Raw genomic sequence first — 20,213 nt, forward strand, 5'->3', positions numbered from 1 at the left:
CCTAACATAAGGATCGGGCGCGTGCAACATCGCAGGCGCTCCTTGCGCCTTCGCGCTGCCACAAAGGCCAGTTCCCCACAGCCGCCGGCCGGCCTGCGCGCCAGGCGCGCGGCATTGGAGGAAGGGGCGAATGAGGCTAGAGACGAAGGCATGATTCCGCATTCCTCCCCCGGGGGCCGGCCGTGACGCAGGGCCCATCCGTCCTCGTCGCCGGCGGCGCCAATCTCGACGTGAAGTGCCGGGCCGACCGGCCGGTGGTGATGCGCACCTCCAATCCCGGCACGACCACCGTCGCCTGCGGCGGGGTCGCCCGCAACGTTGCCGAGCGCCTCGCCCGCCGCGGTACCGCCGTGCGCCTCCTGACGATCCTCGGCGAGGATGCCGCGGGCGAGCGCATCGCGCGCGAGACGCTGGCAGCGGGCGTCGACATGTCGCTCTGCCTCCGCGCCGCCCTGCCGACGGGCAGCTATACGGCGGTGCTCGACCCCGAAGGGGAGCTCGTCGTCGCCGTCGCCGCCATGCACATCCTCGATGCGCTCGACGCGGCGGCCATCGCCGCGCGGGAGGAGGCGATCCGGGAGGCCGCCTTCGTCGTCGCCGACGCCAACCTGTCGCCGCCGGCACTCGCGCATCTTGCCGGGCTTGCCGCCGCCCACGGTCGCCCGCTGGCGCTGGAGCCGGTCTCCGTCGCCAAGGCGGCGCGCCTTGGGCCGATCCTCGCCGCGGGCGTGCCCGTGGCGCTGATGACGCCGAACCGCGACGAGCTCGCCGCCCTCACGGGGCTGCCGGTCGATGGCGAGACGGCCCTTGCGGCTGCGGCGCGCATGCTGCACGGGCGCGGCGTGCGCCGGCTCGCGGTGGGCCTCGGCGCCCATGGCGTCTTCCTGTCGACGGCGGAGGGCGAAATAGCCGTGCTGCCGGCCCTCGCGGCGGGCCGGGCGCGCGACGTCACGGGTGCCGGCGATGCGGCGCTCGCCGGCACAGTCTTCGGCCTCGCCAGCGGATGGGACTTTACGGCGGCGGTGAGCGAAGGGCAGAGAATGGCGGCGGCGGTTGTGACCAGGCGTGATGACGCCGCCGCGCAGGAGGAGATTGAGCGATGACCGACGTCACCCCCGTTCTGTCGCCCGAGGTGGCCGATGCGCTCGCGGCCGGGCGGCCCGTGGTCGCCCTCGAATCCACCATCATCGCCCACGGCATGGCTTCTCCCGCCAATCTGGAGACGGCGCGCCGGGTCGAGGCCATCGTGCGCGCCGGCGGCGCCGTGCCGGCGACCATCGCCGTCCTCGACCGGCGCATCCGCATCGGCCTCGACGACGCCGGCCTCGAGAGGCTCGCCACCGCCCGCGACGTCATGAAGGCGAGCACGCGCGAGGTGCCGCTCGCCCTCGCCACCGGGCGCGACGCCGCGACGACCGTCGCCTCCACCATGCGCCTCGCCGCCATGGCGGGCATCGCCGTCTTCGCCACCGGCGGCATCGGCGGCGTCCACCGCGGTGCGGCGACGAGCTTCGACATCTCCGCCGACCTGACGGAGCTCTCGCGCACGCCGGTCGCCGTCGTCTCGGCCGGGGCGAAGGCCATCCTCGACCTTGCCCTGACGCTCGAGATGCTGGAGACGCTCGGCGTGCCGGTGGTCTCGGTCGGCACGGACATTTTCCCGGCCTTCTACTCGCGCGACAGCGGGCTCGCCGCCCCGGCGCGGCTCGACACGGCGGGCGAGATCGCCGCCTTCATCCGGGCGCATCGGGCGCTCGGCCTCACCTCGGGCGTGCTTGTCGCCAACCCCATTCCGGCAGAGCACGAGATCCCGGGCGCCGAGATCGCCCCCGTGATCGAATCGGCCCTTCTCGAAGCTGCCGCGCAGGGCATCACCGGCAAGGACGTGACACCCTTCCTCCTGCCGCGCGTCGCCGAGGCCACGGCCGGCCGCAGCCTCAAGGCCAATATCGCGCTCGTCGAGAACAACGCCGCGCTCGCCGCGCAGATCGCGGTGGCGCTTGCCGGAGAGGGCCGGTGAGGAGCCGGCGGAGATAGGGCCTCACATGAAGCTCATCGGGTCGACGTCCACCGTCACGCGGATGCGCTGCGGCGGCTTCGGCGTTCGCGCGATCCAGGCGCGCAGGTAGCCCTGCAGGTCACTGTCGCGCGCGGCCCGCACCAGGAGGCGGAAGCGGTAGCGGCCGCGGATGAGGGCGAGCGGCGCCTCCGCCGGGCCGAGCACGTCGAGGCCGTCCGGCGCCTCGGCCGAGCGGGCGAGGGCGCGGGCATGCGCCTCCGCCTCGCCGCGGTCGGGGGCCGAGACGACGATGGCGGCGAGGCGCCCGAAGGGCGGCAGGCCGGCGGCCTCGCGCACCGCCTCCTCCTCGGCGTAGAAGGCCGCGGCATCGCCCGACAGGAGCGCCCGCATCACGGGATGGTCGGGCTGGTAGGTCTGCAGCAGCGCCCGCCCCGGCCGGTCGCCGCGCCCGGCCCGGCCCGTCACCTGCTGCAGGAGCTGGAAGGTGCGCTCGGAGGCGCGCGGGTCGCCGCTCGCAAGGCCCACATCGGCATCGACCACGCCGACGAGCGTCAATTGCGGGAAGTTGTGGCCCTTGGCGACCAGCTGGGTGCCGATGATGATGTCGGCCTCGCCAGCGGCGATGGCCTCGAGCTCGCGGCGCAGGCGCTCGACGCCGCCCGGGAAGTCGCTCGACAGCGTGATGACGCGCGCATCCGGAAAATGCTCCACGACCTCCTCGGCGAGCCGCTCGACGCCCGGTCCGCAGGCGGCGAGCGCATCCACCGTGCCGCATTCCGGGCAATTGTCCGGCCGCCGTTCCACATGGCCGCAATGGTGGCAGACGAGGGCGCGGCGAAAGCGGTGCTCCACCAGCCAGGCCGAGCAGTTGGGGCACTGGAACCGGTGGCCGCAGCTGCGGCAGAGCGTCAAGGGCGCATAGCCGCGCCGGTTGAGGAAGAGCAGGCTCTGCTCGCCGGCCGCGCGCGTCTCGCGCATGGCGGCAAGCAGCGGCGGCGACAGCCAGCGGCCGCGCTCGGGGGCCTTCTTGCGCATGTCGATGGCGCGCATCGTGGGCAAGGTACGGCCGCCGAAGCGCTCGGGCAGCACGAGATGGCGATAACGCCCGCGAGCCGCGTTGACGCGCGTCTCGACCGACGGGGTGGCGGAGGCGAGGACGACGGGCGCCTTGTCGATGCGCGCCCGCACGATGGCCATGTCGCGCGCGTGGTAGAGCGCGCCTTCCTCCTGCTTGTAGGCCTGCTCGTGCTCCTCGTCGACGACGACGAGGCCGAGGTCGCTGAAGGGCAGGAAGAGGGCCGAGCGCGCCCCGGCGACCACCTTCACCTCGCCCGCGGCAATCGCCCGATGCAGGCGCTCGCGCCTGCGGCCGGAGATGCCCGAATGCCATTCGGCCGGCGCCGTGCCGAAGCGGGCGGCGAAGCGGCCGAGGAACTGCGCCGTGAGCGCGATCTCGGGCATGAGGATCAGGGCCTGCCGGCCCTGCCGCAGGGCTTCGGCCACCGCCTCGAAATAGACCTCGGTCTTGCCGGAGCCGGTGACGCCCTCCACGAGCGTCACCGAGAAATTGCGCTCGGCAACGGCCGCACGCAGGGCCGCCGCGGCACGCTCCTGGTCCTGCGACAGCGCGGCCGGCGCATGCTCCGGGTCCGGCAGGCCCGCCACCGGTTCCGGCGGCAGGGCGACCGCCTCGAGCGTGCCGGTATCGACGAGGCCGTTGATCACGGCGAGGCTCACGCCGGCGCGCTCGGCGAGGTCCCCCTTGGGGTAGACGAGCCCGCCCTCGGCCGCGGCGATGACCCTGAGACGGGCCGCGGTCAGGCGCTCGGGAGGCTCGCCGGCGAGGCGCACGCCGACGCGCACCTGTTCCGCCCGGTCCTCGCCCGGGATGCGCAGGGCAAGGCGCATGGCGAGCCCGAGCGGGGCGAGCGTGTACCAGGCGATCCAGTCGATCAGCCGGCGCAGGTCCTCGCCCATGGGCGGCACGTCCACCCGGCCGAGGACGCTCTTGAGATTGGCGCCGGCGCCCTCGCGCAGCGCCCAGACGACGCCGACAGTCTGGCGCGGCCCGAGCGGCACGACGACGACGTCGCCCTCCGCCAGCGCCGCGCCGGCGGGCACGGCGTAGGAATAGGCCTTGTCGAGCGCCACGGGCACGACGACGTCGGCGATGCGGCTTCCCGCCCGCCCCTCGTCGATCGCGCCGTTTTCGGAAGGCATGTCCATGCGCCCTGGCATAACACCGATTCGCCCGCCTGTTCACGCGCCGTTAGGGCCGCCGGTGGATGCTTCCTCCATGATCGACCTGCCCGACGACACCTTCCGCGCCTGCCAGTCGTGGCTCGCCCATCTTGCCGGCGAGCGGCGCCTGTCGCCGAAGACGCTGGAAGCCTATGGCCGCGACGCGCGCCAGTTCTTCACCTTCCTCACCGATCATCTCGGCGGACCGCCGACGCTCGACGCCATCGCGCGGCTGAAGCCGATGGACCTGCGCGCCTTCCTCGCCGCCCGCCGCGCGGCCGGTGTCACCGGGCGCTCGCTGATGCGCCAGCTCGCGGCGCTGCGCTCCTTCGCCCGGCATCTGGAACGCGCCGGCCTCGGCACGGCGTCCGCCTTCGTCGCCATGCGCGCGCCGAAGGTGTCGAAAGGCCTGCCCCGCCCGCTGACGGCCGAGGCCGCGCGCGCCGTGGCGGATGCCGACAGCCGCGCCGGCGAGGCGCGCGAGGGCTGGATCCTCGCACGTGACGCGGCCGTGATGACCCTGCTCTACGGCTGCGGCCTGCGCATCTCCGAGGCGCTCGGCCTCAAGGGGACGGACGTCAAGGCGCTCGCGGCGGGCAGCCTCATCGTCACCGGCAAGGGCGGCAAGATGCGCGAGGTGCCGGTGCTGCCGCAGGTGGCGCGGGCGGTGGCGGACTATGTCGCCGCCTGCCCCTACCAGCTCAAGCCGGACGGACCGCTCTTCGTCGGCGCCCGCGGCGGCCCGCTTTCGCCGCGCATCATCCAGCTCGCCATGGAGCGCCTGCGCGGCGCCCTCGGCCTGCCGGCGAGCGCGACGCCGCACGCCCTGCGCCATTCCTTCGCCAGCCACCTGCTCGGCCGCGGTGGCGACCTGCGCGCCATCCAGGAACTGCTCGGCCACGCCTCGCTGTCGACGACGCAGATCTACACCAAGGTCGACGCCACCCGGCTGCTCGCCGCCTACGACGCGGCGCACCCGCGGGCGTGAGGCTTTGCAACCGTGAGGCCCGGCAACGAGAGGGCTCGGAGTGACGCTCCGGGTCCCCTTGTCGCTCGGCGCCATGCGCTTCGGCGCAGTTCTGCTGGCCTGTTGAGGCGCCATCTCCGGCCGTCATGCCCGCGCTCGTCGCGGGCATTCACGCCCTGTCACGATGTGCAACGTCTGGGCGTGGATGGCCGGGACAAGCCCGGCCATGACGGTGGCGAGGGTCGGCTCCTCCGCTCTCACGTATGAACAGCGGACGGTCGGGCGGGAGCGGAAAGCCGCCGTCCCGACCGGGCGCCGCGCTCACATGTGAATGGCGCGCTTCTCCACGGCCATCGCCGCCTCCTTCACCGCTTCCGAGCGGGTGGGGTGGGCGTGGCAGGTGCGGGCGAGATCCTCGGACGAGCCGCCGAACTCCATCAGCACGGCCGCCTCGTGGATCATCTCGCCGGCCTCGGCGCCGACGATGTGCACGCCGAGCACCTTGTCGGTGGTCGCATCGGCGAGCACCTTCACGAAGCCGTCGGTCTCCTGGTTCACCTTGGCGCGGCCGTTGGCGGTGAAGGGGAACTTGCCGACGGAATAGGCGATGCCGGCCTCCTTCAGCTCCTCCTCCGTCTTGCCGACGGCGGCGACCTCCGGGAACGTGTAGACCACGCCCGGGATGACGTCGTAGTTCACGTGGCCCGCCTTGCCGGCGATGATCTCGGCCACCGCCACGCCCTCGTCCTCGGCCTTGTGGGCGAGCATGGGACCGGCGATGACGTCGCCGATGGCGTAGATGCCCGGCACCTTGGTCTGGAGATGCGCATCGACCACGATGCGGCCGCGCTTGTCGGTCTCGATGCCGACGTCGTCGAGCCCCAGGCCCTTGGTGTAGGGCACGCGGCCGATGGCGACGAGCACGATGTCGGCCTCGATCACCTCGGCCGCGCCGCCGGCGGCGGGTTCAATGGTCACCTTCGCCCCACCGGCGCCAGTCTCGACCTTCGTCACCTTGCTGCCGAGCTTGAAGGCGAAGCCCTGCTTGGCCAGCATGCGCTGGAAGTTCTTCGCCACCTCGCCGTCCATGCCGGGCAGGATGCGGTCGAGGAACTCGACCACCGTGACCTCGGCGCCGAGGCGCCGCCACACAGAGCCGAGCTCGAGGCCGATGACGCCGGCGCCGACGACGACGAGCTTGCCCGGCACCTTGGAAAGCTCCAGCGCGCCCGTGGACGAGACGACGACCTTCTCGTCGACGGTCACGCCCGGCAGCTGCGCGACGTCCGAGCCGGTGGCGATGACGATGTTCTTCGTCTCCAGCGTCTGGACCGTGCCGTCCTCGGCCTTCACCTCCACCTTGCCGGGGGCGAGGATGCGCCCCGTGCCGTTGAAGGCGTCGATCTTGTTCTTCTTCAGCAGGAACTCGACGCCCTTGGTGTTGCCGTCGATGCCCTCCTGCTTGAAGGCGAGCATCTGCTTGAGGTCGAGCTTCGGCGCGGCGACGGAGATGCCCATCCCGGCGAAGGCGTGCCCGGCTTCCTCGAAGCGGTGCGAGGCATGCAGCAGCGCCTTGGAGGGGATGCAGCCGACGTTGAGGCAGGTGCCGCCGTGCGTCTTGCGCTTCTCCACCACGGCAACCTTCTGGCCGAGCTGGGCGGCGCGGATGGCACAGACATAGCCGCCGGGGCCGGTGCCGATGACGATCGTGTCGTAGGACATGGGGCGGGCTCCGTGTGAGACGTCATGGCCGGGTCACCCCGGCCATCGATGCGTCCCGATCGAGCGAGAGAGAATCCGGCGGAATGCCGGGCGGGGAGGGATCAGAGGTCGAGCACGAGACGCGCCGGGTCCTCGAGGTTCTCCTTCACGCGCACCAGGAAGGTGACGGCTTCCTTGCCGTCGATGATGCGGTGGTCGTAGGAGAGCGCGAGATACATCATCGGGCGGATGACGACCTGGCCGTTGCGGGCGACCGGGCGCTCCTCGATGCGGTGCATGCCGAGGATGGCCGACTGCGGCGCGTTGAGGATCGGCGTCGAGAGCAGCGAGCCGTAGACGCCGCCGTTGGAGATGGTGAAGGTGCCGCCCTGCATCTCCTCGATCTTCAGCTGGCCGTCGCGGGCGCGCTTGCCGAAGTCGCCGATCGTCTTCTCGATGCCGGCGACCGAGAGCGCGTCGGCATCGCGCACCACCGGCACGACGAGGCCCTTCTCGGTGCCGACGGCGACGCCGACGTGATAGTAGTTCTTGTAGATGATGTCGGTGCCGTCGATCTCGGCATTGACGGCCGGCAGCTCCTTCAGCGCCTGCACGCAGGCCTTCACGAAGAAGCCCATGAAGCCGAGCTTGACGCCGTGCTTCTTCTCGAAGGCGTCCTTGTACTGGCTGCGCAGCGCCATCACGCCCGACATGTCGACGTCGTTGAACGTCGTCAGCATGGCGGCGGTCTGCTGGGCGTCCTTGAGGCGGCGGGCGATGGTCTGGCGCAGCTTGGTCATGCGCACGCGCTCCTCGCGCGAGGCATCGTCCGGCGCCGAGGGGGCGCGGACCTGCACCGGGGCGGACGGCGCCTGCGGGGCGGAGACGCCCGAGGCGACGGCGGCCAGCATGTCGCCCTTGGTCACGCGACCATCCTTGCCGGTGCCGCCGACGGCGGCGGGGGAGACGCCCGTCTCCTCGGCGATGCGGCGCACGGCCGGGCCGTGGTCGTCGGCGGCGCCGGGCGCTGCGGCCGCGGCCTTGGGGGCTTCCGCCTTGGGCGCTTCTTCCTTCTTCTCGGCGGGCTTCTCGGCCGTCTTGGCGACCGTGCCGCCCGCACCCTCGGTGATGGAGCCGAGGAGAGCGCCGACCTCCACCGTGTCGCCCTCGTTCACCGCCACCTCGGCGAGGACGCCGGCGGAGGGGGCATTGACCTCGAGCGTGACCTTGTCGGTCTCGAGCTCGACGAGCGGCTCGTCGGCCTTCACGGCCTCGCCGGGCTTCTTGAACCAGCGGCCGATGGTGGCCTCGGTGACGGATTCGCCCAGGGTGGGCACGCGGATTTCGGTCGCCATGATCTTCGTTTTCGTCTCTAGGCCACGCGGCCGGGTTGAAAGGGCGGGGGGCGGCCGTGCCGCCGCCCCGGCGTTACGCGGCGAAGGCCTCGTCGAGGAAGGCCTGCAGCTGGGCGAGGTGCTTCGACATCAGGCCCGTGGCGGTGGCGGCGGAGGCCGCCCGGCCGACGTAGCGCGGACGCTTCACCTTGGAGCCGGCATGGTCAAGCACCCACTCGAGATAGGGCTCGACGAAGGTCCAGGCGCCCATGTTCTTCGGCTCTTCCTGGCACCAGACCACCTCGGCGCGCGGGAAGCGCTGCAGCTCGGTGGCCAGCGACTTGGCCGGGAACGGGTAGAGCTGCTCGGCCCGGAGCAGGTAGACGTCGTCGATGCCGCGCTTCTCGCGCTCCTCGTAGAGATCGTAGTAGACCTTGCCCGAGCACAGCACGACGCGGCGGATCTTGTCGTCCTTGACGAGCTTGATCGCCTCGCCCGACAGCCGCTCGGCGTCGTCCTTGAGGATGCGGTGGAAGGTCGTGCCCTCGCCGAGCTCCGCGAGGCTCGACACGCAGCGCTTGTGGCGCAGCAGCGACTTCGGCGTCATCAGGACGAGCGGCTTGCGGAAGTCGCGCTTGAGCTGCCGGCGCAGGATGTGGAAGTAGTTCGCCGGCGTCGTGCAGTTGGCGACCTGCATGTTGTCCTCGGCGCACATCTGCAGGTAGCGCTCGAGGCGGGCGGAGGAGTGCTCCGGACCCTGGCCCTCATAGCCGTGCGGCAGCAGGAGCACGAGGCCCGACATGCGCAGCCACTTGCGCTCGCCGGAGGAGATGAACTGGTCGACGACCACCTGCGCGCCGTTGGCGAAGTCGCCGAACTGCGCCTCCCACAGCGTCAGCGCATTGGGCTCCGACAGGGTGTAGCCGTATTCGAAGCCGAGCACGGCCTCTTCCGAGAGCATCGAGTTGATGACCTCGTAGCGGGCCTGGCCCTCGCGGATGTTGTTGAGGGGCGTGTAGCGGTCCTCGTTCTCCTGGTCGACGAGCACGGAATGGCGCTGGCTGAAGGTGCCGCGCTCGCTGTCCTGGCCGGACAGGCGCACGGGATGCCCTTCGAGCACGAGCGAGCCGAAGGCGAGCGCCTCGCCGGTCGCCCAGTCGATGCCCTCTCCGGTCTCGATCATCTTGCGGCGGTTGTCGAGGAAGCGCTTGATCGTGCGGTGCACGTTGAAGCCGTCCGGCACGTCGCAGATGCGCTCGCCGATCGTCTTCAGCGTGTCGACGGCCACGCCCGAGGCGCCGCGGCGCGGATCGTCCGCATCCTCGCGCACGGCCTTGAGGCCGGACCAGCGCCCGTCCAGCCAGTCGGCCTTGTTGGGCTTGTAGGCCTGGGCCGCCTCGAACTCGGTGTCGAGCTTGGCACGCCACTGCTCGCGCGCCTCGTCGACCTCGGCCTGGGTGACGACCTTCTCGTCGACGAGCTTCTTGGCGTAGATCTCCAGCGTCGAGGGATGCTGGCGGATCTTCTTGTACATCAGCGGCTGGGTGAAAGCCGGCTCGTCGCCCTCGTTATGGCCGAAGCGACGGTAGCAGAACATGTCGATGACGACCGGCTTGTGGAACTTCTGCCGGAACTCCGTCGCGATCTTGGCGGCGAAGGTCACCGCCTCCGGGTCGTCGCCGTTGACGTGGAAGACCGGCGCCTCGACCATCTTCGCCACGTCGGACGGATAGGGCGAGGAGCGCGAGTAGCGCGGGTTCGTCGTGAAGCCGATCTGGTTGTTGATGATGAAGTGCAGCGAGCCGCCGGTGCGGTGGCCCTTGAGGCCGGAGAGGCCGAGGCACTCGGCCACCACGCCCTGGCCGGCGAAGGCCGCATCGCCGTGGATGAGGAGCGGCAACACCTTGGAGCGCTCGACCGTGTCGCCGAGCTGGTCCTGCTTGGCGCGCACCTTGCCGAGCACGACGGGATCGACGATCTCGAGATGCGAGGGATTGGCGGTGAGCGACAGGTGCACCTTGTTGCCGTCGAACTCGCGGTCGGCCGAGGCGCCGAGGTGGTACTTCACGTCACCCGAGCCTTCCACGTCGTCCGGGGCGAACGAGCCGCCCTTGAACTCGTGGAAGATGGCGCGGTGCGGCTTGCCCATCACCTGGGCGAGCACGTTGAGGCGGCCGCGGTGGGCCATGCCGAAGACGATGTCCTCGACGCCGAGCGCGCCGCCGCGCTTGATGATCTGCTCCAGCGCCGGGATGATCGCCTCGCTGCCGTCGAGGCCGAAGCGCTTGGTGCCGGTGTACTTGATGTCGAGGAACTTCTCGAAGCCCTCGGCCTCGATGAGCTTGTTGAGGATCGCCCGCTTGCCGCGGTCGGTGAAGGCGATCTCCTTGTCCGGCCCCTCGATGCGCTCCTGGATCCACGCCTTCTCGGTCGGGTCCGAGATGTGCATGAACTCGACGCCGAGCGTCTGGCAGTAGGTGCGGCGCAGGATCGAGAGCATCTGGTTGATGGTCGCGAACTCGAGGCCGAGCACGTTGTCGATGAAGATCGGCCGGTCGTAGTCGGCTTCCGTGAAGCCGTAGGTCGCCGGATGCAGCTCCTCGTGGTCCTTGCGCGGCTCGATGGCCAGCGGGTCGAGGTCGGCGTGCAGGTGGCCGCGCATGCGGTAGGCGCGGATCATCATGAGGGCGCGCACGGAATCGCGCGTCGCCTGCAGCACCTGCGCCTCGGACAGCTCGACGCCGGCCTTCTGCGCCTTGGCCTTGATCTTGTCGCCGACGGCCTTGTCGACCGGCGCCCAGTTGCCGTCGAGCGCCGAGACGAGCTCCCCGTTGAGCGGCACGGGCCAGTGCGGCTTCTTCCAGGATGCTCCCCGCGCGTTCTTCGTGATCAGCGCGGCATCGTCCTTGAGGCCTGCGAAGAACGTCTGCCACTCGGCATCGACCGAGGTCGGGTTCTGCTGGTAGCGGGCGTACAGCTCCTCGATGTAGGCGGCATTGCCGCCGTAGAGGAACGAGGTTTGGGCGAAGAGATCGTTGGCGTCCTGGCGTGCCATTGGTCCTGGTCCTGCCGGAACCTTCGAGGAGGATCCTCGACGGATGTCAGGGCCGGTTGCCCGGCCCCGGATCCGCAGCCTCCGGTTGGGCTGCGGATGGTGGGAGGACCGCCCAAGAGCGGTCCGAGAGTGGCGAAATCAAGTCGAACCTTATGAACGATGCGTGAGCAAAAGGTTGCCGTCGCCCACGCATCGCCGCTTCGTCAGCCCTTGAGGACCTCGACGAGGGTCTTGCCGAGCCGCGCCGGGGAGGGCGACACGCGGATGCCCGCCGCCTCCATGGCCGCGATCTTGTCCTCGGCGCCGCCCTTGCCGCCGGAGATGATGGCGCCGGCATGGCCCATGCGGCGGCCGGGCGGGGCGGTGCGGCCCGCGATGAAGCCGACCATCGGCTTCTTGCGGCCCTTCTTCGCCTCGGCCTTGAGGAACTCGGCGGCCTCCTCCTCGGCCGAGCCGCCGATCTCGCCGATCATGATGATCGACTCGGTCTTGGGATCGGAGAGGAACAGGTCGAGCACCTCGATGAACTCGGTGCCCTTCACCGGGTCGCCGCCGATGCCCACGGCCGAGGTCTGGCCGAGGCCTTCCTGCGTCGTCTGGAACACGGCCTCATAGGTCAGCGTGCCGGAGCGCGAGACGATGCCGACGTTGCCGGGGCGGAAGATGTTGCCCGGCATGATGCCGATCTTCGATTCGCCCGCCGTCACCACGCCCGGGCAGTTCGGCCCGATGAGGCGCGACTGCGAGCCGGAGAGGGCGCGCTTGACCTTCACCATGTCGAGCACCGGGATGCCCTCGGTGATGCAGACGATGAGCGGGATCTCGGCCGCGATCGCCTCGCAGATGGCGTCGGCCGCACCCGCCGGCGGCACGTAGATGACGGAGGCGTCGGCGCCCGTCTTCTCGCGCGCCTCGGCCACCGTGTCGAACACGGGCAGGCCGAGATGCGTCGAGCCGCCTTTGCCCGGCGAGGTGCCGCCGACCATCTTGGTGCCGTAGGCGATGGCCTGTTCGGAGTGGAAGGTGCCGTTCTTGCCGGTGAAGCCCTGGCAGATGACCTTGGTGTTCTTGTCGATGAGGATGGACATCAGGCGCTCCTGGATTCGAGAAGCTTTCGAATCTCGACTAGATTCGCGGCCATCTCTTTGTTTGCGGCTAGCAACTCTCGGCTCATGCTCATGTATTCATCGAGGTGCTTTGCGGGGTTATTGCCCCACCGGCTTATGGCGAAATACACGAGGAAGAATACGAGCCCGAAGCTCACCGTTAGGATCGGAATTAGAACCGCGTTTGATAGATTGAGATTGAGCATGGAACTGCCTCTCAACCACGCACGGCCTTGACGATCTTCTGCGCCGCGTCGTCGAGGTCGTCGGCGGAAATGACGTTGAGACCGGATTCGTTCAGGATCTTCTTGCCGAGCTCGACGTTGGTGCCCTCGAGGCGCACGACGAGCGGCACCTTGAGGCCGACCTCCTTCACCGCGGCGATCACGCCCTCGGCGATGACGTCGCACTTCATGATGCCGCCGAAGATGTTGACGAGGATGCCCTGCACGTTCGGGTCGGCGGTGATGATCTTGAAGGCCGCGGTGACCTTCTCCTTGGATGCGCCGCCGCCGACGTCGAGGAAGTTCGCCGGCTCCTCGCCGTAGAGCTTGATGATGTCCATCGTCGCCATGGCGAGGCCGGCGCCGTTGACCATGCAGCCGATGGTGCCGTCGAGGGCGATGTAGGCGAGGTCGTGCTTGGACGCCTCGATCTCCTTCTCGTCCTCCTCGGTCACGTCGCGCAGGGCGACGACGTCCGGGTGCCGGTAGAGGGCGTTGGAATCGAAGGACACCTTGGCGTCGAGGCACTTCAGCTGGCCGTCCTTGGTGACGATCAGCGGGTTGATCTCGAGCATCGCCATGTCCTTGGCGACGAAGGCGGCGTAGAGCTTCTCGACGAGGCTGCCGGCCTGCTTGGCGAGGTCGCCGGAAAGGCCGAGCGCCCTGGCGACCGTGCGGCCGTGGTGCGGCATCACGCCGGTCGCGGGGTCGATCGAGAAGGTGAGGATCTTCTCAGGAGTGCTGTGCGCGACCTCCTCGATGTCCATGCCGCCCTCCGTCGAAACGACGAAGGCGACGCGGCTCGTGGCGCGGTCGACGAGGGCGGAGAGGTAGAACTCGCGCTCGATGTCCGAGCCGTCCTCGATGTAGATGCGGTTGACCTGCTTGCCGGCCGGGCCGGTCTGAACGGTCACGAGCGTGTTGCCGAGCATCTGGCCGACGAAGGTCTTCACCTCCTCCACCGACTTGGCGAGGCGCACGCCGCCCTTCTCGCCCGCCTCGGGCTCCTTGAACTTGCCCTTGCCGCGCCCGCCGGCGTGGATCTGGCTCTTGACGACCCACAGCGGCCCGCCGAGCTCTTTCGCCGCGGCTTCCGCCTCGTCGACGGAGAAGACGGCCTTGCCGGCCGAGACCGGGGCGCCGAATTCCTTCAGGACGGCCTTGGCCTGGTACTCGTGAATGTTCATGCGATTCCTCCGCGTCATGCCCGCTTGGGGGCACCCGCGCGCTCATGGCGCGGCGCTGGAAACGGCGATGGCCGGGCGAGCCGGCCATCGGATTGACGGGTCAGCCCGCGAAGGCCGGGTTGATGCCCTTGCAGGCCTCGACGAGGCCCTGCACGGACGCGACCGACTTCTCGAACATTGCCTTCTCGGCGTCGTTCATGGCGATCTCGACCACGCGCTCCACGCCGCCGGCGCCGATGACGATCGGCACGCCGACGAACATGTCCTTGACGCCGTACTCACCGTCGAGGTGGGCGGCGCAGGGCAGCACGCGCTTCTTGTCCTTGAGGTAGCTCTCGGCCATGGCGATGGCCGAGGCCGCCGGGGCGTAGAAGGCCGAGCCGGTCTTCAGGAGGTTGACGATCTCGCCGCCGCCCTTGCGGGTGCGCTCGACGATGGCGTCGAGCTTGTCCTGGCTGGTCCAGCCCATCTTGACGAGGTCCGGCAGCGGGATGCCGGCGACCGTCGAGTAGCGCACCAGCGGCACCATGTCGTCGCCGTGGCCGCCGAGCACGAAGGCGGTGACATCCTCCACCGAGACCTTGAACTCCTCGGCGAGGAAGTAGCGGAAGCGGGCCGAGTCGAGCACGCCGGCCATGCCGACGATCTTGTTCTTCGGCAGGCCGGAGGCCTTCTGCAGCGCCCACACCATGGCGTCGAGCGGGTTGGTGATGCAGATGACGAAGGCATCCGGGGCATATTGCTTGATGCCCTGGCCGACCGATTCCATCACCTTGAGGTTGATGCCAAGCAGGTCGTCGCGGCTCATGCCCGGCTTGCGCGGCACGCCGGCGGTGACGATGATGACGTCCGCGCCCTCGATATCCGCATAGGACTGGGTGCCCTTGTAGGCGGCGTCGAAGCCGTCCACCGGGGAGGACTCGGCGAGGTCGAGGCCTTTGCCCTGCGGAATGCCTTCGGCGATGTCGAAGAGCACGACGTCGCCGAGCTCCTTCAAGCCGACGAGATGGGCGAGGGTGCCGCCGATCTGGCCGGCGCCGATCAGCGCGATCTTCTTACGGGCCATGTGAGAAACCGTCCTTCAGTTCGAGGAGGGGACGCATCCCGGAAAACCGCGGTTTCTTTGACTCAAACGGGGTTCTGCTTCAAGACGTGCAAAACCCGCCGCGGTGATGGCCTTTGCCGCCAGGGCCGTTCGCACCCACTGGCCCCGGCGGCGAAAAGAAAGATGGTGCAAGGGCTTGGCGATTTCCAGCGGCCCATGGCCCGGGCCTGCCGCCCGCCGAGTCTTTTTGTTACAGTTTTCAGATATTGTAACTCGAAGGAGGCCCGGCTCCCCGCCGGGGCTCGCCGGCGCGTCGGAGCGCGCTCATACGTAGCCGGCTTTGAGAGCCCGGAGCGCGACGCGCATGATCGTCGCCAGCCGCTCCTCCAGCATGTCGCGCGGGCGCTCCGTATCGAGCTTGACCGCCGTCGGGTGGGTGAAGCGGAAGAGGATGTCGGTGAGGAAGGTCAGCGCCTGCTCGCGGTCCTTCGGGTTGAAGGCGCCGGTCGCCAGCCCCTCGTCGACCACGCGGCCGACGAACATGCGCACCCGGCCGCGGTGGCGCCGGGCGACGCCGCGGTTCGCCTCGGCGGCGGCGACGAAGAGGTCGAAGATCGGCGGGTCGTTCTCGGCGAGGTCGCGATAGTCGCGCGCGAGCGCGAGGATGAGCCGCTCCAGCTTGTCGTCCGCCGGGTCCGGCGCGCTCGCGACGTCGGCGAGGAAGGTCTCGACCGGGCGCAGGGCCGCCTGCACGACGGCGTCGAGCAGGTCGCGCTTGGAGGGGAAGTAGCGGTAGACATTGGCATGCGTCATGCCCGCTTCCTGGGCGACGCCGACGACCGTGACGCGCGTCGCCCCGAGGCGGCGCACATGCTCGGCCGCGATGTCGAGCAGCCGCACGTCCGCCGTCTGCGGCGTCGTGCGGGCTGCCCGGCGCGGGGCGCTCATGTCTCGACGAGGCCCGTCGTGTCGCCCGAGGCGCGGGAATCGCCCTGGCCGTGCGGCAGGGCGAGATAGTCTTCGGACCGCATCTCGATGAGCCGCGACACCGTGCGGTCGAACTCGAAGACCTCGCGGCCCTGGTCGGCGCGGTAGAGCGCGTGCGGCTCCGCTTCGGCGGAGGCGATGAGCTTCACGTGCTTCTCGTAGAGCGTGTCGATGAGCGTGATGAAGCGCTTGGCCGCGTTGCGTTGGGCAAGGTCCATCACCGGGATGCCGGCGAGAATGATGCAGTGGTAGCGCTCGGCGAGGGCGAGGTAGTCCGAGGCGCCGAGCGGGCGCTCGCAGAGCTCGGCGAACGAAAAGCGCGCCACGCCGTCGCTGGCGCTCGGCACCGGCACCGTGCGGCCCTTGACGTGGACGGCCGCCGGCTTGCCCTCGTGCCGGCCGGTGAGGCGGAAGAACGCTTCGTCCAGCGCCGCCTCGGCCGCCGCATCCGCCGGCACGTGATAGACCGGGCTGCCGGCGAGCTTCTCGAGACGGAAGTCGGTGCGGGAATCGAGGCGCAGCACCTCGACCCGGTGCGTCAGCAGGTCGATGAACGGCAGGAACAGCGCCCGGTTGAGCCCGTTCTCGTAGAGGCGGTCCGGCTCCACGTTCGACGTGGCGACCACGGTGACGCCGCGCGCGAAGAGGGCCGTGAACAGCCGGCCGAGGATCATCGCATCGGCGATGTCCGTGACGGTGAACTCGTCGAAGCACAGGAGCCAGGCCTCGGCCGCCAGCGCGTCCGCCACATGCGGGATGGGGTCGCCGTCCTTCTCGCGGCCGTCCTTGACCTTCTGGCGGTGGGCGAAGATGCGCTCGTGCACATCGGCCATGAAGGCGTGGAAATGGGCACGGCGCTTGCGCTCGGGCGGCGCGACCTCGAAGAAGAGGTCCATCAGCATGGTCTTGCCGCGGCCGACCGAGCCCCAGATGTAGAGGCCCTTGAGCGGCTCGGCCTTCTCGTTGCGCTTGCCGAACAGCCAGCCGAGCGGGCTCGCCTTGCGCGCGAGGCGCCGCTCGCCGAGCCGCTGCGCGAGGTCGTCGAGCCGCGCCACGAGGTGTTCCTGCGCCGGGTCACGCTCGATCACGCCCTCGCTGACGAGGGCGTCGTAGCGTGCGCGCACGCTGGCGGCGGTCTGCCGGGCAAGGCGGGGCTCGATGGTCACGGGAGGGGATTTAGCGTCTCGCATGCCGCCGCACAATCGCCGCGCTGTCGCGCCGGCCGCTGATCAGCCCGGCTCCCGCGGCATGAGATCGTAGGGGTGGGCCCAGCCGGGCAGGGCGGCGATGCGCCGCGTCCAGGCCTCGATATTGGGGAAGGCGGACCGGTCGATGCCGGTTTCCTCGGGATAATAGAGATATCCGACCATGGAGATGTCGGCGATGGTCGGCGTGTCGCCGACCATGAAGGAGCGCTTGGCGAGGTGCTTCTCGACGATGTCGAAGGCGGCGAGCGCGCGTGCCCGCAGGAACTCCGTCACCGGGCTCTCGCCCATCTTCTTGAGGCCGACCATGAAGCGCAGCGTGGCGAAATAGCTGGTGAACTTGTGATTGTCGAAGAGGATCCAGCGCAGGATGTCGTAGCGCTCCTCGGCATCATGCCCGCCGAAGCGCCCGTGCCGTTCGGCGAGATGAGTGAGGATCGCGCCGCTCTGGGTGAGCCGCTGTCCGCCGTGCTCCAGCACCGGCACCTCGCCCATCTCGTTGCAGCTGTCACGAAAGGCCGCGCCGCGCGTCTCGCCGTTGAAGAAGTCGACGAAGCGCGGCTGCCAGTCGCAGCCGCACAGGTTCAGCATCAGGGCGACCTTATAGGCGTTCCCGGACTGGCCGAAACAGTGGAGGATATAGTCGCTCATCGTCGCGCCCTGTGCCTCTTTCGCATGCCGATCTCGCGCGCCAGTTGAACGCAAACCGGCAGGCCGCGCCAGACCGGGGCGGCATCCTGGCGCTTGAATTTCATGTTGCATTGCACAATATGTGCCGGGTCTAGGGAAACCGCGCCCTCGGGGGTCGAAGCAATATCGACCACCGAGAGAACGACGATGGACACATCCTCCGGGCCTTCCGGCACCATTCGCAAGCTGTTCGCGGCCGATTTGCCCGCGTTCCGCGCCCATCTGCTGCGCCTCGATCCGGCCAGCCGCCACAGCCGCTTCATCGGCGCGGTGACCGATGCCTATCTCGCCGGCTATGCCGACCGCTGCCTCGCCTCGCGCGGGCTCGTCTTCGGCTTCGTCGAGGACGGCGTCGTGCGCGGCGCGGCCGAACTGCAGCCCTTCGAGATCAGCGGCGAGCGGCGGGCCGAGGCCGCCTTCAGCGTCGAGCGCGGCTGGCGCCGGCGCGGCATCGGCAGCGCGCTCTTTGCCCGCCTCATCGTCAGCGCCCGCAACCGCGGCGCTGCGGCGCTCGTCGTCAACTGCATGAGCGAGAACGGCGCCATGCGCGCGCTGGCGCGGCGCTTCTCGGCCGAGATCGTCTTCGAGCGCGGGGATCTCATCGGCACGATCAAGGGCCTTGGGCCGACCCCCTTCTCCCTCGCCGAAGAGATGATCGACGATGCGCACGGCCTTGCCATGAGCGCGCTCGACTACCAGCGACGCTTCATGGCTCCGTCGCGGGCTCCAAACTGAAAAAGGGCGCCGCGGCGCCCTTTTTCGTCAGCCGATGCTGCCTTCAGCGGGACAGGGTGAGCGGCGCGCCGGACTTGGCGAGCACCCCGTTGAACGAGCTGCCGCCTCCCTTGAGGCGGGCGACGACGCTGCCGCGCGAATAGAGATAGACCTCGCCGTCGCGCAGGTCCCAGGCGTTGACGCTCTGCAGGTCGCGACCGCCGCAGCCGGAGGTGGAGGCCTTGTAGAGATCGAGCGCCGGGGCGCTCGACAGCGTGATGCGGCAGGAGCCGCCGGCGGCTTCGCGTGCCGTCCAGCCCCCGGTCACGGTGCTGCGCGTCGGCGCGGGCGGCGCGCTCGTCGGCTGGCTGCCCAGGCCCGCGACCGGCCCGGGCGTGCCGCCGGTGCCGGTGAGGGTGCCGTCCGGGCCGAGCGTGCCGGGCGCAACGATGGAGCCGTCGGGCGCGGCCGCCGTGCCAGGCGCCGGTGGCAGCGGGCTTGCAATCACCTCGGCGGAGCCGGAGGGCGGTATCGGCTCGAAGTCCGACCCGGCCGCGGCCGCCGCGCCGGTGCTGCGATAGCCCGCCCCGGGACCAGGGCTCGGCGAGCCGGAAAAGCGGTCCGACGCGCAGGCGGCGACGATCAGGAGCGGCGCGAGGGCGGCCAGACGCCGGGCGATGCGCATGGCGCTCGCGCCACGCCGGGCCGTTTCGGTCGTCGCATCGTGCATCGTCGGTCTCATGCTGTCCCGCTCCCGCTCTTCTTTCGGCGCGCCTGCCTTGAAAGGCAGCGCAGGCGCGCAAGCCACCGCTTTCGTCATGCCGTAAACGGCCTGATCGGGCAAGCCCGGGCGGGCGAATTGACTGATGCGAGCGCCGCGGGAAGGGCCGCCGCGCACCCAGCGTGGCGCGCGTGTCACACCCGGCCCGGGGCCGTCCGGCGCGCCGTCAGAGCTGGCGCGTGACCATCATCTGCTTGATCTCGGCGATGGCCTTCGCCGGATTGAGGCCCTTCGGGCACACGTTGGCGCAGTTCATGATCGTGTGGCAGCGGTAGAGCCGGAACGGATCCTCGAGATCGTCGAGGCGGTCGCCGGTAGCCTCGTCGCGGCTGTCGATGAGCCAGCGATAGGCTTGCAGCAGCACGGCCGGGCCCAGATAGCGGTCGCCGTTCCACCAGTAGCTCGGGCAGGAGGTGGAGCAGCACGCGCACAGGATGCACTCGTAGAGGCCGTCGAGCTTCTCGCGGTCCTCGCGGCTCTGGCGCCACTCCTTCTCCGGCTCCGGCGTCGTCGTCTTCAGCCACGGCTCGATCGAGGCGTGCTGAGCGTAGAAGCGCGTGAGGTCGGGCACCAGGTCCTTGACCACCGGCATGTGCGGCAGCGGATAGATGCGGACGTCGCCCTTCGACGTGCATTCGTCGATGCCCTTGGTGCAGGCGAGCGTGTTGGCGCCGTCGATGTTCATGGCGCAGGAGCCGCAGATGCCCTCGCGGCAGGAGCGGCGGAAGGTCAGCGTCGGGTCGATGTTGTTCTTGATGTAGATGAGCGCATCGAGAACCATCGGGCCGCAGTCGTCACGGTCGACGTGATAGGTGTCGACGCGCGGGTTCTGTCCGTCATCCGGGTTCCAGCGATAGATGCGGAAGGCGGTCGTGTTCGCCGCCCCGTCCGGCTTCGGCCAGGCCTTGCCTTCCTTGATCTGCGAATTCTTGGGGAGGGAGAACTTGGCCATCTTG

At 69.8% G+C, this 20,213-nt stretch carries 18 protein-coding genes; 4 read left to right on the forward strand and 14 right to left on the reverse strand.

Translation table 11 applies throughout. From position 1 onward, the window contains the following. The first annotated feature begins 182 nt into the window (after positions 1-182). Both GGR16_RS20420 and GGR16_RS20425 read left to right on the forward strand, forming a co-directional pair. Positions 183-1,103: a PfkB family carbohydrate kinase gene (locus GGR16_RS20420; RefSeq protein WP_183317826.1), complete on the forward strand. Its 921-nt coding sequence runs from the start codon at positions 183-185 to the stop codon at positions 1,101-1,103. After that, positions 1,100-2,020: a pseudouridine-5'-phosphate glycosidase gene (locus tag GGR16_RS20425; protein WP_183317828.1), complete on the forward strand. Its 921-nt coding sequence runs from the start codon at positions 1,100-1,102 to the stop codon at positions 2,018-2,020. The genes GGR16_RS20420 and GGR16_RS20425 overlap by 4 nt, the downstream gene beginning before the upstream one ends. 21 nt (positions 2,021-2,041) lie before the next feature. Here GGR16_RS20425 and GGR16_RS20430 read toward each other — a convergent pair whose 3' ends face one another. Further along, positions 2,042-4,246, reverse strand: a complete 2,205-nt coding sequence (locus GGR16_RS20430) for a primosomal protein N' (protein ID WP_183317830.1) — start codon at positions 4,244-4,246, stop codon at positions 2,042-2,044. A gap of 70 nt (positions 4,247-4,316) precedes the next feature. On the opposite strand from GGR16_RS20430, the gene GGR16_RS20435 reads away from it, so the two are divergent. Next, the gene (locus GGR16_RS20435; RefSeq protein ID WP_183317832.1) at positions 4,317-5,249 is read left to right on the forward strand and encodes a tyrosine recombinase XerC; all 933 of its coding nucleotides are present in this window, start codon (positions 4,317-4,319) and stop codon (positions 5,247-5,249) included. A gap of 300 nt (positions 5,250-5,549) precedes the next feature. Here the strand turns inward: GGR16_RS20435 and lpdA are convergent, their stop codons facing one another. From lpdA to GGR16_RS20490, 11 genes are all read right to left on the reverse strand, one after another. Continuing rightward, on the reverse strand, positions 5,550-6,950 hold the full coding sequence (gene lpdA, locus GGR16_RS20440; RefSeq protein ID WP_183317834.1) for a dihydrolipoyl dehydrogenase: 1,401 nt from the start codon (positions 6,948-6,950) through the stop codon (positions 5,550-5,552). 101 nt (positions 6,951-7,051) lie between these two features. Continuing rightward, complete coding sequence (gene odhB / locus GGR16_RS20445; RefSeq protein WP_183317836.1) at positions 7,052-8,284, reverse strand: 2-oxoglutarate dehydrogenase complex dihydrolipoyllysine-residue succinyltransferase; 1,233 nt, start codon at positions 8,282-8,284, stop codon at positions 7,052-7,054. A 73-nt stretch (positions 8,285-8,357) separates the two neighbouring features. Further along, positions 8,358-11,318 (reverse strand): 2-oxoglutarate dehydrogenase E1 component, encoded by a 2,961-nt coding sequence (locus GGR16_RS20450; RefSeq protein ID WP_183317838.1) that lies wholly within the window; start codon positions 11,316-11,318, stop codon positions 8,358-8,360. 203 nt (positions 11,319-11,521) lie between these two features. Beyond that, positions 11,522-12,406, reverse strand: a complete 885-nt coding sequence (gene sucD, locus GGR16_RS20455) for a succinate--CoA ligase subunit alpha (RefSeq protein WP_053193536.1) — start codon at positions 12,404-12,406, stop codon at positions 11,522-11,524. Then, the gene (locus GGR16_RS20460) at positions 12,406-12,630 is read right to left on the reverse strand and encodes a hypothetical protein (protein WP_183317840.1); all 225 of its coding nucleotides are present in this window, start codon (positions 12,628-12,630) and stop codon (positions 12,406-12,408) included. The genes sucD and GGR16_RS20460 overlap by 1 nt, the downstream gene beginning before the upstream one ends. Positions 12,631-12,641: 11 nt before the next feature. After that, positions 12,642-13,835: an ADP-forming succinate--CoA ligase subunit beta gene (gene sucC, locus GGR16_RS20465; RefSeq protein WP_183317842.1), complete on the reverse strand. Its 1,194-nt coding sequence runs from the start codon at positions 13,833-13,835 to the stop codon at positions 12,642-12,644. A gap of 100 nt (positions 13,836-13,935) precedes the next feature. Continuing rightward, the gene (mdh, locus tag GGR16_RS20470; RefSeq protein ID WP_019402726.1) at positions 13,936-14,901 is read right to left on the reverse strand and encodes a malate dehydrogenase; all 966 of its coding nucleotides are present in this window, start codon (positions 14,899-14,901) and stop codon (positions 13,936-13,938) included. A gap of 303 nt (positions 14,902-15,204) precedes the next feature. Continuing rightward, a complete protein-coding gene (locus GGR16_RS20475) occupies positions 15,205-15,828 on the reverse strand; it encodes a TetR/AcrR family transcriptional regulator (RefSeq protein ID WP_019402725.1) in 624 nt (207 codons plus the stop codon). Continuing rightward, complete coding sequence (gene zapE / locus GGR16_RS20480) at positions 15,825-17,057, reverse strand: cell division protein ZapE (protein ID WP_050996645.1); 1,233 nt, start codon at positions 17,055-17,057, stop codon at positions 15,825-15,827. The genes GGR16_RS20475 and zapE overlap by 4 nt, the downstream gene beginning before the upstream one ends. A gap of 39 nt (positions 17,058-17,096) precedes the next feature. Continuing rightward, positions 17,097-17,723 carry a glutathione S-transferase family protein gene (locus tag GGR16_RS20485; protein ID WP_019402723.1) on the reverse strand — a complete coding sequence of 209 codons (627 nt, stop codon included), beginning with the start codon at positions 17,721-17,723 and terminating at the stop codon, positions 17,097-17,099. Further along, positions 17,720-17,917, reverse strand: a complete 198-nt coding sequence (locus tag GGR16_RS20490; protein ID WP_157672253.1) for a hypothetical protein — start codon at positions 17,915-17,917, stop codon at positions 17,720-17,722. The genes GGR16_RS20485 and GGR16_RS20490 overlap by 4 nt, the downstream gene beginning before the upstream one ends. Here GGR16_RS20490 and GGR16_RS20495 point away from each other — a divergent pair. Then, complete coding sequence (locus GGR16_RS20495) at positions 17,910-18,497, forward strand: GNAT family N-acetyltransferase (RefSeq protein ID WP_183317844.1); 588 nt, start codon at positions 17,910-17,912, stop codon at positions 18,495-18,497. The two genes, GGR16_RS20490 and GGR16_RS20495, sit on opposite strands and share 8 nt — an antisense overlap. 43 nt (positions 18,498-18,540) lie before the next feature. On the opposite strand, the gene GGR16_RS20500 is transcribed toward GGR16_RS20495, so the two are convergent. Both GGR16_RS20500 and GGR16_RS20505 read right to left on the reverse strand, forming a co-directional pair. Further along, entirely contained in the window at positions 18,541-19,218 is a 678-nt protein-coding gene (locus GGR16_RS20500; RefSeq protein WP_246373219.1) for an AprI/Inh family metalloprotease inhibitor, read from the reverse strand. A 205-nt stretch (positions 19,219-19,423) separates the two neighbouring features. After that, entirely contained in the window at positions 19,424-20,209 is a 786-nt protein-coding gene (locus GGR16_RS20505; protein WP_019404943.1) for a succinate dehydrogenase iron-sulfur subunit, read from the reverse strand. Positions 20,210-20,213: the final 4 nt, after the last annotated feature.

The organism is Chelatococcus caeni (genome assembly GCF_014196925.1).
Taxonomy (GTDB): Bacteria; Pseudomonadota; Alphaproteobacteria; order Rhizobiales; family Beijerinckiaceae; genus Chelatococcus_A; species Chelatococcus_A caeni.

Bases quoted from the DNA above. Each gene is read 5' to 3' on its own strand.
- lpdA (WP_183317834.1), bottom strand. From the start codon at position 6,950: ATGTCCTACGACACGATCGTCATCGGCACCGGCCCCGGCGGCTATGTC.
- GGR16_RS20495 (WP_183317844.1), top strand. From the start codon at position 17,910: ATGGACACATCCTCCGGGCCTTCCGGCACCATTCGCAAGCTGTTCGCG.
- GGR16_RS20425 (WP_183317828.1), top strand. From the start codon at position 1,100: ATGACCGACGTCACCCCCGTTCTGTCGCCCGAGGTGGCCGATGCGCTC.
- mdh (WP_019402726.1), bottom strand. From the start codon at position 14,901: ATGGCCCGTAAGAAGATCGCGCTGATCGGCGCCGGCCAGATCGGCGGC.
- sucD (WP_053193536.1), bottom strand. From the start codon at position 12,406: ATGTCCATCCTCATCGACAAGAACACCAAGGTCATCTGCCAGGGCTTC.
- odhB (WP_183317836.1), bottom strand. From the start codon at position 8,284: ATGGCGACCGAAATCCGCGTGCCCACCCTGGGCGAATCCGTCACCGAG.
- GGR16_RS20485 (WP_019402723.1), bottom strand. From the start codon at position 17,723: ATGAGCGACTATATCCTCCACTGTTTCGGCCAGTCCGGGAACGCCTAT.
- GGR16_RS20460 (WP_183317840.1), bottom strand. From the start codon at position 12,630: ATGCTCAATCTCAATCTATCAAACGCGGTTCTAATTCCGATCCTAACG.
- GGR16_RS20505 (WP_019404943.1), bottom strand. From the start codon at position 20,209: ATGGCCAAGTTCTCCCTCCCCAAGAATTCGCAGATCAAGGAAGGCAAG.
- GGR16_RS20435 (WP_183317832.1), top strand. From the start codon at position 4,317: ATGATCGACCTGCCCGACGACACCTTCCGCGCCTGCCAGTCGTGGCTC.
- zapE (WP_050996645.1), bottom strand. From the start codon at position 17,057: ATGCGAGACGCTAAATCCCCTCCCGTGACCATCGAGCCCCGCCTTGCC.
- GGR16_RS20450 (WP_183317838.1), bottom strand. From the start codon at position 11,318: ATGGCACGCCAGGACGCCAACGATCTCTTCGCCCAAACCTCGTTCCTC.
- GGR16_RS20475 (WP_019402725.1), bottom strand. From the start codon at position 15,828: ATGAGCGCCCCGCGCCGGGCAGCCCGCACGACGCCGCAGACGGCGGAC.
- GGR16_RS20500 (WP_246373219.1), bottom strand. From the start codon at position 19,218: ATGAGACCGACGATGCACGATGCGACGACCGAAACGGCCCGGCGTGGC.
- sucC (WP_183317842.1), bottom strand. From the start codon at position 13,835: ATGAACATTCACGAGTACCAGGCCAAGGCCGTCCTGAAGGAATTCGGC.
- GGR16_RS20430 (WP_183317830.1), bottom strand. From the start codon at position 4,246: ATGGACATGCCTTCCGAAAACGGCGCGATCGACGAGGGGCGGGCGGGA.